We start from the raw sequence: 15,962 nt of genomic DNA, 5'->3' as shown, positions 1-15,962 counted from the left end.
TGGCCCGTAGACTCGATTCAGAAAAATAGCTATTTTTGCGCCGTCCATTCATGTCTGATATGCCCTGAGAATGCAGTCGGTGCTCCCATGAAACTCTCCGCCCGCCACATCGAAGTGTTCCGCGCCATCATGGCCTCAGGTAGCGTCACAGGCGCGGCGCGTCTGTTGTTCACCTCGCAGCCGACCATCAGCCGTGAGCTGGCGCGGTTGGAGCACGTGACGGACCTGCATCTGTTCGAACGCACGGCCGGTCGGTTGGAAGCCACCGCCCAGGCGTTGCTGCTGATCGAGGAGGTAGAGCGGGCGTATGTGGGGCTTGAGCGCATCGAGCGTTTTGCCCAGGCCATTCGCAACTTCCAGCAGGGCCAGTTGGCCGTTACCTGCCTGCCGTTGTTTTCGCAGACCCTGCTGCCCAAGGTCTGCCAGCGTTTTCATAAGCAGCACCCTGGGGTGAGCGTAAGCATCAAAGCCCAGGAGTCGCCGCTGCTGGAGGAGTCCCTGGCCACCCAGCAGCATGACCTGGGCCTGACGGAAGTCGCGCAGATACCCCGTGGGGCGAGCGGGGAATTGCTGTTCAGCGCCGACATGGTCTGCGTGCTGCCTGAGCAACACCCGTTGCAGGCCAGGTCACGGCTGAGCCTGGCGGATTTCCATGAGGTCGATTTCATCAACCTGGCCAGCCTGGACACCTATCGCCAGCGTCTGGACCACCATTTTCGCGCGGCTGGAGTGAACCGTCGCACGGTCATCGAGACCACCAGCGCCGCCTCGGTGTGCGCCATGGTCAGGCAGGGCCTGGGCGTAGCCATCATCAACCCCCTGAGCGGGCTGGAGGCCGCTCAGAGTGGCTTAACCATCAGGCCGCTGGACATCTCGATCGCCTACCAGGTGATGCTGGTCAGGCCAGACCATCGACCGGCCTCGGCGGCAGTCGAGCCGTTCTGCCAGACACTGCGCGAGCAGGCGCAGGCGATGCAGCGCGCCCTGGCTTAGCCCCCGTGGCCCGCGGCAAGCCTGCCCAGTGATCGACGGATCAAAGCTCGCAGACGAAAGTGCCGGTGCCGCTCAGGATGTTCTCCAAGGTTTGCCTGATCTCGTCCAGGTCGCTCAGCGTGCTGGTCAGGTTGATCTGAAGCACCTCATCACCGCGCAAGGCGTCCCGGTCACCTGCTGCCACTTCGATCAACAGGCTCGTTGCCTTCAAGGTCACTTTCAAGCCGTCCAGGGTCGAGGGCTCATCGTCCAGGGTCAGATCAACCGTGTCTTCGTCAGGGTAGCGGGTCAGCAAGAACATCTGACCTTTGTCACTGTGGCAGCACAGGGTTGCCATGTTGTCCTCCTCTTCATCGCAGGGGGTGGCGAACAGCACGGCGGTGTCGATTTGCATGGCAAGCTCGGATCTAAGGAAACGGAAGGGAATTCTGACAGTCTTGCTTACATGCATAAACGTAAAGTTACCGCCCCTTGAACGAAATTGTCGCAGCGCTGCAAGCCTTGATGACCGGTCAGTCGTTAAGCTTCGCCCAGTCCTGGGCGTGCATGCACACGCTCAACGCCTGGTTTTCATCGTTCGCCCTGCCTGCAATCGTCTATCGTTGACCCCGGCACGGCGCACGCAGCGACGCTTCAACTATTACAAAGCCCAAGCGGAGTACCACAGATGGCGTTCTTCACCGCGGCCAGCAAAGCCGACTTCCAGCATCAACTGCAAGCGGCCCTGGCGCAGCACATCAGCGAACAGTCCCTGCCACAAGTGGCGCTGTTCGCCGAGCAGTTCTTCGGCATCATCTCTCTGGACGAACTCACCCAGCGCAGGCTTTCCGACCTGGCGGGCTGCACCCTCTCGGCCTGGCGCATCGTCGAGCGTTTCGACCCCGAGCACCCGCAGGTGCGCGTGTACAACCCCGATTACGAGCGCAACGGCTGGCAGTCGACCCACACGGTCGTCGAGGTGCTGCACCATGACCTGCCGTTTCTGGTGGACTCGGTCCGCACCGAACTGAACCGACGCGGTTACAGCATTCATACCCTGCAGACCACGGTATTGAGCGTGCGCCGCAACGCCAAGGGCGAGTTGCTGGAACTGCTGCCCAAGGGCACCCACGGTGAAGGGGTAGGGCACGAGTCGCTGATGTACCTGGAAATCGACCGCTGCGCCAACGCTGCGGAGTTGAGCGTGCTGGCCCGGGAAATCGAGCAGGTGCTGGCCGAGGTCCGCGTGGCGGTCGATGATTTCGAACCGATGAAGGACAAGCTGCGGGAAGTCGTGGCGCTGGTCGAGCAGACCCCGTACGGGCCGGCCCAGCATGAAAAGGGTGAGGTCAAGGCATTCCTTGAGTGGTTGCTGGACAACCACTTCACCTTCCTGGGATACGAAGAGTTCACCGTCCAGGCCGATCAGGCTGGCGGGCAGATGGTCTACGACGAGCAGTCGTTCCTTGGCCTGCCGCGTCGGCTGCGCGTGGGCTTGACCCCTGAAGAGTTGCGCATCGAAGATTACGCCGTGGCCTACCTGGCCGAGCCACTGCTGCTCTCCTTCGCCAAGGCTGCGCTGCCAAGCCGCGTACACCGCCCGGGCTACCCTGATTACGTGTCCATCCGCCAGCTCGATGCCTCGGGTAACGTGCTCAAGGAACACCGCTTCATGGGCCTGTACACCTCCACGGTGTACGGCGAAAGCGTTCATGCCATCCCTTACATCCGGGTCAAGGTCGCTGAAGTCGAGCGCCGTTCCGGCTTCGATACCAAGGCTCACCTGGGCAAGGAACTGGCGCAGGTGCTCGAAGTGCTGCCGCGCGACGACCTGTTCCAGACCCCGGTGGATGAGCTGTTCAGCACGGTCATGTCCATCGTGCAGATTCAGGAGCGCAACAAGATTCGCGTCTTCCTGCGCAAGGACCCGTACGGACGCTTCTGCTATTGCCTGGCCTATGTACCGCGTGAAATCTATTCCACCGAGGTTCGCCAGAAAATCCAGCAGGTGTTGATGGAGCGCCTGAAGGCCAGCGATTGCGAATTCTGGACCTTCTTCTCCGAGTCGGTACTGGCCCGTGTGCAGCTGATTCTGCGGGTGGACCCGAAGAACCGCATCGACATCGACCCACAGCAGCTCGAGCGTGAGGTCATCCAGGCCTGCCGCTCCTGGCAGGACGATTTCTCGGCGTTGGTCGTGGAGAACTTCGGCGAGGCACAGGGCACCAACATCCTGGCCGATTTCCCCAAAGGTTTCCCGGCCGGCTACCGCGAGCGCTTCGCCGCCCATTCGGCGGTGGTGGACCTGCAGCATGTGCTGGCCCTGTCGGAAAGCAAGCCACTGGCCATGAGTTTCTACCAGCCACTGACGCGGGTTGGCGAGCGCACCCTGCACTGCAAGCTGTACCACGCCGACACCCCCCTGGCGCTGTCGGACGTGCTGCCAATCCTCGAAAACCTCGGCCTGCGCGTGCTGGGCGAGTTCCCGTATCGCCTGCGCCACGCCAATGGCCGCGAATACTGGATTCACGACTTCGCCTTCACCTACAGCGAAGGTCTGAGCCTGAACATTCAGGAGCTCAATGACACCTTCCAGGATGCGTTCATCCACATCGTCGGTGGCGATGCCGAAAACGATGCCTTCAACCGTCTGGTGCTGACAGCGGGCCTGCCATGGCGTGACGTGGCGTTGCTGCGTGCCTATGCACGCTACCTGAAACAAATCCGCCTGGGCTTCGACCTGGGCTACATCGCCAGTACGCTGAACAACCATACCGACATCGCGCGCGAGCTGACCCGCCTGTTCAAGACGCGTTTCTACCTGGCCCGCAAGCTGACCCAGGATGACCTGGAGGACAAGCAGCAGCGGCTCGAGCAAGCGATCCTCAATGCGCTGGACGAGGTGCAGGTACTCAACGAAGACCGCATCCTGCGGCGCTACCTGGACCTGATCAAGGCCACCCTGCGCACCAACTTCTATCAGCTCGATGCCAACGGCCAGAACAAGTCGTACTTCAGCTTCAAGTTCAACCCCAAGCTTGTGCCCGAACTGCCCAAGCCGGTGCCCAAGTTCGAGATCTTCGTCTACTCACCCCGGGTCGAGGGGGTGCACCTGCGCTTTGGCAACGTTGCGCGCGGTGGCCTGCGCTGGTCGGATCGCGAGGAAGACTATCGCACCGAGGTGCTGGGCCTGGTCAAGGCGCAGCAGGTCAAGAACTCGGTAATCGTGCCGGTCGGCGCCAAGGGCGGTTTCCTGCCACGGCGCCTGCCACTGGGCGGCACGCGTGACGAGATCGCGGCAGAGGGCGTGGCGTGCTACCGCATCTTCATCTCGGGATTGCTCGACATTACCGACAACCTCAAGGACGGTGGCGTAGTACCGCCGGTTGGCGTGGTGCGTCACGACGATGACGACCCGTATCTGGTGGTGGCGGCCGACAAAGGCACGGCCACATTCTCGGACATCGCCAACGGCATCGCCATCGACTATGGTTTCTGGCTGGGTGATGCCTTCGCATCGGGTGGCTCGGCAGGCTACGACCACAAGAAAATGGGCATCACCGCACGTGGGGCCTGGGTTGGCGTCCAGCGTCACTTCCGTGAGCGCGGCATCAATGTGCAAGAAGACCCGATCACCGTGATTGGGGTGGGCGACATGGCAGGCGACGTCTTCGGTAACGGCCTGTTGATGTCCGACAAGCTGCAGCTGGTAGCGGCCTTCAACCACCTGCATATCTTCATCGACCCCAACCCGGAGCCGGCCTCCAGCTTTGCCGAGCGCAAGCGCCTGTTCGACTTGCCACGTTCGGCATGGACCGACTACGACACCAGCATCATGTCCGAAGGCGGCGGCATTTTCCCGCGTAGCGCCAAGAGCATCGCCATCACGGCGCAGATGAAGGAACGCTTTGCCATCGAGGCCGACCGCCTGACGCCCACCGAGCTGCTCAATGCCCTGCTCAAGGCGCCTGTGGACCTGCTCTGGAACGGTGGCATCGGCACCTACGTCAAGGCCAGTGGCGAAAGCCACGCCGATGTGGGCGACAAGGCCAACGACGCCTTGCGTGTCAACGGCAACGAGCTGCGCTGCAAGGTGGTAGGCGAGGGCGGCAACCTGGGCATGACCCAGCTTGGCCGGGTGGAATTCGGCCTGCACGGCGGCGCCACCAACACCGACTTCATCGACAACGCCGGCGGCGTGGACTGCTCCGACCACGAGGTCAACATCAAGATCCTGCTCAACGAGGTGGTGCAGGGTGGCGACATGACCGAGAAGCAGCGCAACCAGTTGCTCGGCAGCATGACCGAGGAAGTGTCTGGCCTGGTGCTGGGCAACAACTACAAGCAGACCCAGGCGCTGTCGCTGGCAGCGCGCCGCGTGCGCGAGCGCATTGCCGAGTACAAGCGCCTGATGGCCGACCTCGAGGCCCGCGGCAAGCTTGACCGGGCCATCGAGTTCCTGCCTTCAGAGGAACAGCTGGCCGAGCGCCTCGCCGCAGGCCAGGGCCTGACCCGTGCAGAGCTCTCGGTGCTGATCTCCTACAGCAAGATCGACTTGAAAGAGCAGCTGCTCAAGTCCCAGGTGCCGGACGACGACTACCTGACCCGCGACATGGAAACCGCGTTCCCGCCGTCGCTGGTCAGCAAGTTCGCCGACCCCATGCGCCGCCACCGTCTCAAGCGCGAGATCGTCAGCACCCAGATCGCCAACGACCTGGTCAACAACATGGGCATCACCTTCGTGCAGCGGTTGAAGGAATCGACCGGCATGAGCCCTGCCAACGTGGCCGGGGCCTACGTGATCGTGCGCGACATCTTCCACCTGCCGCACTGGTTCCGTCAGATCGAGGCGCTGGACTACCAGGTTCCTGCCGAGATCCAGCTGACCCTGATGGACGAACTGATGCGCCTGGGCCGCCGTGCCACGCGCTGGTTCCTGCGCAGCCGTCGCAATGAGCAGGACGCTGGCCGTGATTGCGCCCACTTCGGGCCGAAGATCGCCCAGCTTGGGCTCAAGCTCGACGAATTGCTCGAAGGCCCAACCCGCGAACGCTGGATGGTGCGTTACCAGAGCTTCGTCGAAGCGGGGGTGCCAGAGCTGTTGGCACGTATGGTGGCTGGCACCAGCCATCTGTACACCTTGCTGCCGATCATCGAGGCAGCTGATGTGACAGGTCACGAGCCAGCGCAGGTGGCCAAGGCGTTCTTCGCCGTGGGCAGCGCGCTTGACCTGACCTGGTACTTGCAGGAAATCAGCAATCTGCCGGTGGAGAACAACTGGCAGGCCCTGGCCCGGGAAGCCTTCCGCGACGACATCGACCTGCAACAACGCGCGATCACCATCTCGGTATTGCAGATGGCCGATGCTCCGCAGGACATGGATGCACGGGTCGCGCTATGGGCCGAGCAGCATCGGGTGATGGTGGAACGCTGGCGCGCCATGCTCGATGACCTGCGCAGCGCTTCGGGCCATGACTACGCGATGTATGCAGTGGCCAACCGCGAACTGGTCGATCTGGCCATGAGCGGACAGGCGACTGTGATGCCGTCTTGAGTCAATGCTGAACTGAAAAAGCCCCGGCAGTGATGCCGGGGCTTTTTTATTGTTGGGTGCTGTTCACGATGTTGGCGCTCAAAACCCACGGCATCATCAGGCAAACCCACTACTGCGTCATTTGAAACGCCGCTCCACACCTTTCTCGACCAGAATCTTGGCCGAGATCTCTTCCACCGAAAAATGCGTGGAATTGATGTTTGGGATGTTCTCACGGCGGAACAGGCTCTCGACTTCTCGCACCTCGAATTCGCACTGGGCAAAGCTCGAATAACGGCTATTGGGCTTGCGCTCGTGGCGAATGGCGGTCAGCCGGTCGGGGTCGATGGTCAGGCCGAACAGCTTGCTGTGGTGCTTTTTCAATACCGCCGGCAGTTGCAGGCGCTCCATGTCGTCCTCGGTCAACGGGTAATTGGCCGCGCGGATGCCGAACTGCATGGCCATGTACAGGCACGTCGGCGTCTTGCCGCAACGGGACACACCCACCAGGATCAGGTCAGCCTTGTCGTAGTAATGGGTGCGGGCGCCGTCATCGTTGTCCAGGGCGAAGTTCACCGCCTCGATGCGCTCCATGTAGTTGGAGTTGCCACCAATGGAGTGGGATTTGCCCACCGAATACGAGGAATGGGCGGTCAGCTCCTGCTCCAGCGGTGACAGGAACGAGGAGAAGATGTCGATCATGAACCCATTGGAGGTGGCCAGGATCTCGCGGATGTCCTGATTGACGATGGTGTCGAAGATGATCGGCCGCATGCCGTCGCGCTCGGCGGCCGCATTGATCTGCTGGACCATGTTGCGCGCTTTTTCAGGAGAGTCGATGTAGGGCCGGGTGAATTTGCTGAAAGGAATGCTCTCGAACTGCGCGAGCAGGCTCTGGCCCAGGGTCTCGGCAGTGATGCCGGTGCCGTCGGAGATGAAGAACGCGGTTCGTTTCATTTGCGATCGGGGCCTTAGTGATGATGACGTTTCTTGATTATGATAAGTTCGCTTTGCCGAATGCGGCTGTCGGCATTCTCACTTATTTTCCAGGTACAGGCCACATGCGTCCGGCCCAGTCACGAAGACAGGCGGGCGCCGTTGAGCTTTTCCAATACAGCTAGTGGAGAGATCACCTTGGTAGAGTACGTAGTTTCCCTCGAAAAGCTCGGCGTCCATGATGTAGAGCATGTGGGGGGCAAGAACGCATCCCTGGGCGAGATGATCAGCAATCTTGCCGGTGCCGGCGTGTCCGTGCCGGGCGGCTTTGCCACTACGGCTCAGGCGTACCGTGATTTCCTCGAGCAAAGTGGGCTCAACGACCGCATCCATGAGGCGCTCGACGCCCTGGACGTGGACGATGTCAACGCCCTGGCCAAGACCGGCGCGCAGATTCGCCAGTGGGTGATGGAAGCCGAGTTCCCGGCGCGTCTGGATGCCGAGATCCGCACCGCCTTCGCCGAAATGGCCAATGGCAACGACAACATGGCCGTGGCCGTGCGCTCTTCGGCCACCGCCGAAGACCTGCCGGACGCCTCGTTCGCCGGCCAGCAGGAAACCTTCCTCAACATCCGCGGCGTGGACAACGTGATCCGTGCGGCGAAGGAAGTGTTCGCCTCGCTGTTCAACGACCGTGCCATCTCCTACCGTGTGCACCAGGGCTTCGACCACAAGCTGGTCGCCCTGTCGGCCGGTGTGCAGCGCATGGTTCGCTCCGAAACTGGTACCGCCGGCGTCATGTTTACCCTCGACACCGAGTCGGGTTTCCGGGATGTCGTGTTCATCACCGGTGCCTACGGCCTGGGTGAAACCGTGGTCCAGGGTGCAGTCAACCCCGATGAATTCTACGTGCACAAGCACACCCTGCAAGCCGGCCGTCCCGCCATCCTGCGCCGCAACCTGGGCAGCAAGGCGATCAAGATGGTCTATGGCGAAGAAGCCAAGGCCGGCCGTTCGGTCAAGACGGTCGAAGTCGATCGCGCCGAGCGTGCCCGTTTCTGCCTGACCGACGAGGAGGTCGTTGAGCTGGCCAAGCAGGCGATGATCATCGAGCAGCATTACCAGCGCCCGATGGACATCGAGTGGGCCAAGGACGGTGACGATGGCAGGCTCTACATCGTCCAGGCCCGCCCTGAAACGGTGAAGAGCCGCGCCAGCGCCAACGTCATGGAGCGTTACCTGCTCAAGGAAAAAGGCACGGTGCTGGTCGAGGGCCGCGCCATCGGCCAGCGCATAGGCGCCGGCAAGGTCCGCGTGATCAATGACGTGTCCGAGATGGACAAGGTGCAGCCAGGCGACGTGCTGGTCTCGGACATGACCGACCCGGACTGGGAGCCGGTCATGAAACGTGCCAGCGCCATCGTCACCAACCGTGGCGGGCGCACCTGCCATGCGGCCATCATCGCTCGTGAGCTGGGTATCCCGGCGGTTGTCGGTTGCGGCAACGCTACACAGATTCTCAAGGATGGCCAGGGCGTGACCGTCTCCTGCGCCGAAGGCGATACAGGCTTCATCTTCGAGGGTGAACTGGGCTTCGACATCAAGCAGAACTCGGTGGACGCCATGCCCGAGCTGCCGTTCAAGATCATGATGAACGTCGGCAACCCGGACCGCGCCTTCGACTTCGCCCAGTTGCCCAACGCCGGTGTAGGCCTGGCGCGCCTGGAATTCATCATCAATCGCATGATTGGCGTGCACCCCAAGGCTTTGCTCAACTACGCCGGCCTGCCGGCCGACCTGAAGGACAGCGTCGACAAGCGCATCGCTGGCTACGACGACCCAGTCGGCTTCTACGTGGAGAAGCTGGTCGAAGGCATCAGCACCCTGGCAGCGGCGTTCTATCCCAAGAAAGTGATCGTGCGCCTGTCGGACTTCAAGTCCAATGAGTACGCCAACCTGATCGGCGGCAAGCTGTACGAGCCGGAAGAAGAAAACCCGATGCTGGGCTTCCGTGGGGCCTCGCGCTATATCAGCGAAGCGTTCCGCGATTGTTTCGAGCTCGAATGCCGCGCCCTCAAGCGCGTGCGTAATGAAATGGGCCTGACCAACGTCGAAATCATGGTGCCGTTCGTGCGTACCCTCGGTGAGGCCAGCCAAGTCGTCGACCTGCTGGCTGAAAACGGCCTGGCCCGTGGCGACAACGGTCTGCGCGTCATCATGATGTGCGAACTGCCGTCCAACGCCATCCTGGCCGACGAGTTCCTCGAATACTTCGACGGTTTCTCGATCGGGTCGAACGACCTGACTCAGCTGACGTTGGGTCTGGACCGTGATTCGGGCATCATTGCCCACCTGTTCGATGAGCGAAATCCTGCGGTCAAGAAGCTGCTGGCCAACGCCATCGCAGCGTGCAACAAGGCCGGCAAGTACATCGGCATTTGCGGTCAGGGCCCTTCGGACCACCCAGACCTGGCCAAATGGCTGATGGAGCAGGGCATCGACAGCGTGTCGCTGAACCCGGACTCGGTGCTTGAAACCTGGTTCTACTTGGCCGAAGGCCAAAGCGCGACCTGATACCGAAAAATGCGAGGGGCGTCTGGCGCTCCTCGCCTGGTTTTTTCCAGGGCGAGTTCCAGCGATGGATTTCGCCCTTTTTTGTGCGACAAGCAACCGACCTATGCAAAGCAGCAGTACATTATTTCCCGTCGCCTTGCTCAGTGCCGAGCGTCGCGGCGACCTCAGTGAAGATGTCTATCGCATCAAGGCCGGCCTGGGTCCCGATCCCAGCGTGGAGCTGGCCGTGACTCGCCTGGGCCTGGCTGATCAGAGCAGCGCCCAGGGTATCCCGGTCATCCTGCTGCATGGCAGCTTTTCCAATCGGCGTTTCTGGTATTCACCCAAGGGGGGTGGCCTCGGGGCTTACCTGGCCCGGGCCGGCTTCGATGTGTGGATTCCCGAGATGCGGGGGCACGGGCTGTCGCCGCGCAATCGGGATTGGGCACAGAACACGGTGGCTGCCTATGCGCGTGATGACGTGCCGGCCATCGGTGCCTTCGTGCATGAGAAAGCAGGCAGGGCGCCCCTGTGGATCGGGCATTCGTTGGGCGGCACCACGCTGGCGGTCGCCCTGGGTAGTGGCGCATTGGCTGCGCAGCATGTAGCGGGCGTGGCGCTGTTCGGTTCCCAGGTAAGCCGCAGTTACTGGCCGTTGAAAGTGCCTCCGGTGGTGTGGGGCGTGCGCTGGCTGCTTCGCCGCTGGGGGCACCTGTCTGGCGCGCGCTTTGGGCGCGGCCCAGAGGATGAACCCGTCGGCCTTGCCTTTGAACACATGCGCTGGCACGGCTTGTTTGGGCGTTTTGGCGACAAGCAGGGTGATTGGTGGGCAGGCCTTGCGCAAGTCGACGTGCCGACGCTTGCCGTGGCCGCCGCGGCCGACCCGCAGAGCCCACCGTGGGCCTGCCGCATGTTGTTCGAGCAATTCGGGGGTGCACGCAAGCAGTTCCTCTGCCTTGGGCCTGGGGCGGGCTTCGAAGCCTTTGGCCATGCGGACATGCTGGCCAGCCAGGCTGCTCACGTGCAGGTATGGCCGCTGGTAGAACGCTGGTTACGTGAGCCCGGGTTGCCGGTGCATGCCTCCATCGAGGCCTTGGCGCTTGTGCCAGCTGTATGAAAGGCGCTGACCGAGCGGTCTCGGGTGACTGCGGTGTGCTCCAAGGTGTAGCCTTGGCCCACAATCGCTTTCGTTATGACTGACAGGAGCTTGCCATGCAGCATTACGTAACGCCCGACCTGTGTGACGCCTACCCGGACCTCGTGCAGGTGCTGGAGCCGATGTTCAGCAACTTTGGTGGCCGTGATTCGTTCGGCGGCCAGATCGTCACCATCAAGTGCTTCGAGGACAACTCGCTCGTGCGTGAGCAGGTCGAGCTCGATGGCCGGGGCAAGGTGTTGGTGGTCGACGGCGGCGGTTCGCTGCGTCGCGCCCTTTTGGGCGACATGCTCGCCGAGAAAGCGGCTAAAAACGGCTGGGAAGGCTTGGTGATCTACGGTTGCGTACGCGACGTCGATGCACTGATCCAGACCAACGTAGGTGTACAGGCGCTGGCCAGTCACCCGCTCAAGACCGACAAGCGTGGCATTGGCGACCTCAACGTCGTGGTGAATTTCGCGGGCGTTACCTTCAGGCCCGGTGAATACGTCTACGCCGACAACAACGGCGTGCTGGTCTCGCCAAGCCCGCTGCAGATGCCGGAGTGACGCGCCGCAGGCGCTGATGGAGCTTTGATGTTCGAGGAAGACAACGCGCAGTGGGGGCTGGTGCATGCCCTGGTGCTCGACGGCAAGGGCGGGGCACGCGCCATCGCCCGAACCGAGCTGGGCGACTTGCAACTGCAGCCTGAGCAAAGCCTCTGGTTGCACTGGGATCGCAGTCATCCCCAAACCCGGTCTTGGCTGCTTAGCGAAAGTGGCCTCAGTGAATTCGCCTGTGAGCTGTTGCTTGAAGAGAACACGCGGCCGCGCTTGCTGCCGATGGCCGACGAGCAATTGTTGCTCTTTTTGCGCGGGGTCAACCTCAACCCTGGCGCCGAGCCTGAAGACATGGTTTCGGTACGCATCTTCGCCCAGGCCCAGCGCGTGATTTCCCTGCGCTTGCGCCCGCTCAGGGCCAGCGACGAAATCCTGCTGCAGCTGGAGCAGGGCAGGGGGCCCAAGACCGCTTCCGAGCTGCTGTTGCTGATGGGCGAGCTACTGACCGAGAAAGTCCAGGGTTTGGTCAGCGACCTGTCCGAGCTGGTCGATGTCGAAGAAGAAAAGGTAGAGGCTGACGAGCGGCACCAGCCTGATCAGGGCAGCTTGCAACAGATCCGCCGCCGCGCGGCCGGGCTGCGACGCTTTTTGGCCCCGCAGCGCGACATTTATGCACATCTGTCACGCAACAAGTGGAGCTGGTTTGCCGAGAGCGATGCTGACTACTGGAACGAGCTGAACAACAGCCTGATCCGCTACCTCGAGGAGCTCGAACTCACCCGCGAACGTGCGGCACTGGTGCTCGAGAGCGAAGACCGCCGCCGCAGCGAACGCATGAACCGCACCATGTACCGGTTCGGCATCATCACCTGCATCTTTTTGCCAATGAGCTTCATCACCGGGTTGCTGGGCATCAACGTGGGTGGCATTCCTGGGGCGCAGAACCCTTATGGGTTTCTCCTGGCGTGCCTGGTGGTAATAGGGCTGGCAGCAGGGCAATGGTGGTTGTTCCGGCGCTTGCAGTGGGTGTAGCCACCGGCGCGCCGGCGGCCTGGTCGACGCAAGGTGTGACCCGTCGCCAAGCCGTCTCGTCTCTTGCTGATACTACGCGAGGTGCCCATGCACGATCCGTTTGAACAATCCCTGCGTGACCTGCTCAAGGCATCCCCGTCCGGCAATGACCGCCATGACCAGGATGATGCCGCCTGCCTGGGTCGCGTGCTCAAGACCGCCAACCGCCAGGTTGGCGCCGGTGATCTGTTCAGCTTGCTTGGCCGTTGGAGCCAGGCGCTGATGATCGCCATCAACAATGGCTCGGCGCACGTCGCGCCGGTGCGTAGACATTCTTCCCGCAACGCTGCCGCTGGCAGCAAAGCTGATAAGGCCGACTGAATATGGAACTCGATCTCTGGACCCAGAGCCTGGTCACCGCCATGACCGCCCTATGGACCAAGGTGGCGAACTTCATCCCCAACCTGTTCGGCGCGTTAGTCGTGGTGCTGCTGGGCTTCGTGGTAGCCAAACTGCTCGATACCTTGCTCTCCAAACTGCTGGCCAAGCTTGGCCTCGATCGCCTGATGGCTGGTACGGGGCTGACCAAGATGCTGGGCCGCGTTGGCATTCAGGTACCGATTTCCACGCTGATCGGCAAGATCGTCTACTGGTTCGTGCTGCTGATCTTCCTGGTGTCGGCCGCCGAGTCGCTGGGCCTGGAGCGTGTCTCCGCCACGCTCGACATGCTGGCCTTGTACCTGCCCAAGGTATTCGGTGCCGCGTTGGTATTGCTCGCGGGCGTTCTTCTGGCGCAGGTGGCCAACGGCCTGGTGCGCGGCGCCGCCGAAGGCGTAGGGCTTGAGTACGCCGCAGGGCTTGGACGCATCGTTCAGGGCCTGGTGATCATCATCAGCATTTCGGTGGCAATCAGCCAACTGGAGGTCAAGACCGACCTGCTCAACCATGTGATCGTCATCGGCCTGATTACCGTTGGTCTGGCCGTTGCGCTGGCCATGGGCCTGGGTAGCCGCGAAATCGCGGGTCAAATCCTGGCCGGCATCTATGTCCGCGAGTTGTTCCAGGTGGGCCAGCAGGTGCGCATTGGCGAGGTCGAAGGGCATATCGAGGAGATTGGCACGGTCAAGACGGTGATTCTCACCGACGATGACGAGCTGGTTTCCCTGTCCAATCGGGAATTGCTCGAGCAGCGGGTCAATAGCCGCTGACCGAACAAAGCTGTTAATGTATGCCGCCGCAAAAAACGGCCCTCCGGGCACTTGCGGCGACATTGACCTGACTGTCGGCCAGATCCGTTTTGAATAAAGTTCCCACGCCGCCCATGCGCTACGACCCCCGCGAACTCACCGACGAAGAGTTGGTGGCGCGCTCGCATGAGGAGCTGTACCACGTCACCCGCGCGTATGAGGAACTCATGCGTCGCTACCAGCGAACCCTGTTCAACGTGTGTGCACGTTATTTGGGGAACGACCGAGACGCGGACGATGTCTGTCAGGAAGTGATGTTGAAAGTGCTCTATGGCCTGAAGAATTTCGAGGGAAAATCCAAATTCAAGACCTGGCTTTACAGCATCACCTACAATGAATGCATCACCCAGTACCGCAAGGAGCGCCGCAAGCGCAGGTTGATGGATGCCCTGAGCCTGGACCCCGTCGAAGAGGCGTCCGAGGACAAGGCACCCAAGGCTGAAGAAAAGGGCGGGCTGGACAAGTGGCTGGTCCATGTGAACCCGATCGATCGGGAAATCCTGGTGCTGCGATTCGTCGCCGAACTGGAGTTTCAGGAGATCGCGGACATCATGCACATGGGGCTCAGCGCGACAAAAATGCGTTACAAGCGTGCGCTTGACAAGCTTCGGGAGAAATTTGCCGGTCTCGATGAAACTTAACGACCAGCAAATATCTCTAACGAACCGGCGAGTTCTGCTAGACTCGCCGACGAGTTGTCCCCCCGGTTTTGGTGGGACTGCTTAACTATCACCAGATGGGGATTTAACGGATGAAACTGAAAAACACCTTGGGCTTGGCCATTGGTTCGCTCGTAGCCGCCACCTCGATTGGCGCTATGGCACAAGGCCAAGGCGCCGTCGAAACTGAAATCTTCTACAAGAAAGAATTCTTCGACAGCCAGCGTGACTTCAAAAACGACGGTAACCTGTTCGGCGGCTCCATCGGTTACTTCCTGACCGACGACGTTGAACTGCGTCTGGGCTACGACGAAGTCCACAACGCTCGTGGCGACGACGGCAAGAACATCAAGGGCTCCAACACTGCCCTGGACGCCGTTTACCACTTCAACAACCCGTACGACGCCATCCGTCCGTATGTTTCCGCTGGTTTCTCGCACCAGTCGATCGGCCAGACCGGCCGCGGTGGTCGTAACCACTCCACCTTCGCCAACGTTGGCGCTGGCGCCAAGTGGTACATCACTGACATGTTCTACGCCCGTGCCGGCGTTGAAGCTCAGTACAACATCGACCAGGGCGACACCGAGTGGGCTCCAAGCGTTGGTGTTGGTCTGAACTTCGGCGGTAGCCCGAAGAACCAGGCTGCTCCTGCACCTGCTCCAGTTGCTGAAGTCTGCTCCGACTCCGACAACGACGGCGTTTGCGACAACGTCGACAAGTGCCCAGACACCCCGGCTAACGTCACTGTTGACGCCGACGGCTGCCCGGCTGTTGCCGAAGTCGTTCGCGTTGAGCTGGACGTCAAGTTCGACTTCGACAAGTCGGTCGTTAAGCCAAACAGCTACGGCGACATCAAGAACCTGGCTGACTTCATGAAGCAGTACCCACAGACCACCACCGTGGTTGAAGGTCACACTGACTCCGTAGGTCCAGACGCTTACAACCAGAAGCTGTCCGAGCGTCGTGCTAACGCTGTCAAGCAGGTTCTGACCCAGCAGTACGGCGTAGAATCCAGCCGTGTTGATTCGGTTGGCTACGGCGAAACCCGTCCGGTTGCTGACAACGCCACCGAAGAAGGCCGTGCTATCAACCGTCGCGTTGAAGCTCAGGTAGAAGCCCAGGCCAAGTAATTGGTTTGAAGCCTCATGAAAAACCCGGCCTCGGCCGGGTTTTTCTTTGCCTGCCTGACAGCACGTGATGTCTAGCAGGCAAGCACTGGTATAAGGCCCAACCAAGGCAGTGTTTGCCTGCTACACATTTGTCTATACGTTCACCTGCAGCAAACCTGCAGGCCAACATCGGGCTGTCCTGTCCCGTCAGCGATAGCTATAATCGCCCCCTCACTCACCCCGAGTC

General features: G+C 61.3%; 13 protein-coding genes. 11 read left to right on the top strand and 2 right to left on the bottom strand.

Going from position 1 to position 15,962, the window contains the following annotated elements:
* Positions 1–87: 87 nt before the first annotated feature.
* Complete coding sequence (locus ACF8E5_RS11455; protein WP_197844325.1) at positions 88–993, top strand: LysR family transcriptional regulator; 906 nt, start codon at positions 88–90, stop codon at positions 991–993.
* Positions 994–1,033: 40 nt separating this feature from the next.
* Here ACF8E5_RS11455 and ACF8E5_RS11450 read toward each other — a convergent pair whose 3' ends face one another.
* Positions 1,034–1,387 (bottom strand): hypothetical protein, encoded by a 354-nt coding sequence (locus ACF8E5_RS11450; protein ID WP_058604518.1) that lies wholly within the window; start codon positions 1,385–1,387, stop codon positions 1,034–1,036.
* Between the two features lie 77 nt (positions 1,388–1,464).
* Between ACF8E5_RS11450 and ACF8E5_RS11445 the strand changes: the two genes are divergently transcribed.
* Together ACF8E5_RS11445 and ACF8E5_RS11440 are read left to right on the top strand one after the other, a co-directional pair.
* The gene (locus ACF8E5_RS11445; protein ID WP_256675187.1) at positions 1,465–1,599 is read left to right on the top strand and encodes a hypothetical protein; all 135 of its coding nucleotides are present in this window, start codon (positions 1,465–1,467) and stop codon (positions 1,597–1,599) included.
* Between the two features lie 61 nt (positions 1,600–1,660).
* Positions 1,661–6,526, top strand: a complete 4,866-nt coding sequence (locus ACF8E5_RS11440) for an NAD-glutamate dehydrogenase (RefSeq protein ID WP_392475293.1) — start codon at positions 1,661–1,663, stop codon at positions 6,524–6,526.
* A gap of 117 nt (positions 6,527–6,643) precedes the next feature.
* Here ACF8E5_RS11440 and ACF8E5_RS11435 read toward each other — a convergent pair whose 3' ends face one another.
* Positions 6,644–7,462: a pyruvate, water dikinase regulatory protein gene (locus ACF8E5_RS11435; RefSeq protein WP_027916539.1), complete on the bottom strand. Its 819-nt coding sequence runs from the start codon at positions 7,460–7,462 to the stop codon at positions 6,644–6,646.
* A 177-nt stretch (positions 7,463–7,639) separates the two neighbouring features.
* On the opposite strand from ACF8E5_RS11435, the gene ppsA reads away from it, so the two are divergent.
* From ppsA to ACF8E5_RS11395, 8 genes are all read left to right on the top strand, one after another.
* The gene (gene ppsA / locus ACF8E5_RS11430; protein WP_058637640.1) at positions 7,640–10,015 is read left to right on the top strand and encodes a phosphoenolpyruvate synthase; all 2,376 of its coding nucleotides are present in this window, start codon (positions 7,640–7,642) and stop codon (positions 10,013–10,015) included.
* Positions 10,016–10,118: 103 nt separating this feature from the next.
* Positions 10,119–11,111: an alpha/beta fold hydrolase gene (locus tag ACF8E5_RS11425; RefSeq protein ID WP_230384527.1), complete on the top strand. Its 993-nt coding sequence runs from the start codon at positions 10,119–10,121 to the stop codon at positions 11,109–11,111.
* A 95-nt stretch (positions 11,112–11,206) separates the two neighbouring features.
* On the top strand, positions 11,207–11,698 hold the full coding sequence (rraA, locus tag ACF8E5_RS11420; protein ID WP_058604522.1) for a ribonuclease E activity regulator RraA: 492 nt from the start codon (positions 11,207–11,209) through the stop codon (positions 11,696–11,698).
* 27 nt (positions 11,699–11,725) lie between these two features.
* Positions 11,726–12,721 carry a zinc transporter ZntB gene (locus tag ACF8E5_RS11415; RefSeq protein ID WP_058637639.1) on the top strand — a complete coding sequence of 332 codons (996 nt, stop codon included), beginning with the start codon at positions 11,726–11,728 and terminating at the stop codon, positions 12,719–12,721.
* Between the two features lie 87 nt (positions 12,722–12,808).
* Positions 12,809–13,081: a hypothetical protein gene (locus tag ACF8E5_RS11410; protein WP_023533663.1), complete on the top strand. Its 273-nt coding sequence runs from the start codon at positions 12,809–12,811 to the stop codon at positions 13,079–13,081.
* 2 nt (positions 13,082–13,083) lie between these two features.
* Positions 13,084–13,908: a mechanosensitive ion channel domain-containing protein gene (locus ACF8E5_RS11405; RefSeq protein WP_058637638.1), complete on the top strand. Its 825-nt coding sequence runs from the start codon at positions 13,084–13,086 to the stop codon at positions 13,906–13,908.
* A 113-nt stretch (positions 13,909–14,021) separates the two neighbouring features.
* A complete protein-coding gene (gene sigX, locus ACF8E5_RS11400) occupies positions 14,022–14,588 on the top strand; it encodes an RNA polymerase sigma factor SigX (RefSeq protein WP_023533721.1) in 567 nt (188 codons plus the stop codon).
* 110 nt (positions 14,589–14,698) lie between these two features.
* Positions 14,699–15,736 carry an OmpA family protein gene (locus tag ACF8E5_RS11395; protein ID WP_023533705.1) on the top strand — a complete coding sequence of 346 codons (1,038 nt, stop codon included), beginning with the start codon at positions 14,699–14,701 and terminating at the stop codon, positions 15,734–15,736.
* The last annotated feature ends 226 nt before the right edge of the window (positions 15,737–15,962 follow it).

Source organism: Pseudomonas sp. WSY_20, from assembly GCF_043104335.1.
In the GTDB taxonomy this organism is placed as follows: Bacteria; Pseudomonadota; Gammaproteobacteria; order Pseudomonadales; family Pseudomonadaceae; genus Aquipseudomonas; species Aquipseudomonas parafulva_B.
This window is presented reverse-complemented; position numbering and strand designations above follow the sequence as displayed.

Coding starts and splice junctions, on each gene's coding strand:
- sigX (WP_023533721.1), top strand. CDS start 14,022: ATGCGCTACGACCCCCGCGAACTCACCGACGAAGAGTTGGTGGCGCGC.
- ACF8E5_RS11415 (WP_058637639.1), top strand. CDS start 11,726: ATGTTCGAGGAAGACAACGCGCAGTGGGGGCTGGTGCATGCCCTGGTG.
- ACF8E5_RS11410 (WP_023533663.1), top strand. CDS start 12,809: ATGCACGATCCGTTTGAACAATCCCTGCGTGACCTGCTCAAGGCATCC.
- ACF8E5_RS11405 (WP_058637638.1), top strand. CDS start 13,084: ATGGAACTCGATCTCTGGACCCAGAGCCTGGTCACCGCCATGACCGCC.
- ACF8E5_RS11395 (WP_023533705.1), top strand. CDS start 14,699: ATGAAACTGAAAAACACCTTGGGCTTGGCCATTGGTTCGCTCGTAGCC.
- ACF8E5_RS11440 (WP_392475293.1), top strand. CDS start 1,661: ATGGCGTTCTTCACCGCGGCCAGCAAAGCCGACTTCCAGCATCAACTG.
- rraA (WP_058604522.1), top strand. CDS start 11,207: ATGCAGCATTACGTAACGCCCGACCTGTGTGACGCCTACCCGGACCTC.
- ACF8E5_RS11425 (WP_230384527.1), top strand. CDS start 10,119: ATGCAAAGCAGCAGTACATTATTTCCCGTCGCCTTGCTCAGTGCCGAG.
- ACF8E5_RS11455 (WP_197844325.1), top strand. CDS start 88: ATGAAACTCTCCGCCCGCCACATCGAAGTGTTCCGCGCCATCATGGCC.
- ACF8E5_RS11435 (WP_027916539.1), bottom strand. CDS start 7,462: ATGAAACGAACCGCGTTCTTCATCTCCGACGGCACCGGCATCACTGCC.
- ACF8E5_RS11450 (WP_058604518.1), bottom strand. CDS start 1,387: ATGCAAATCGACACCGCCGTGCTGTTCGCCACCCCCTGCGATGAAGAG.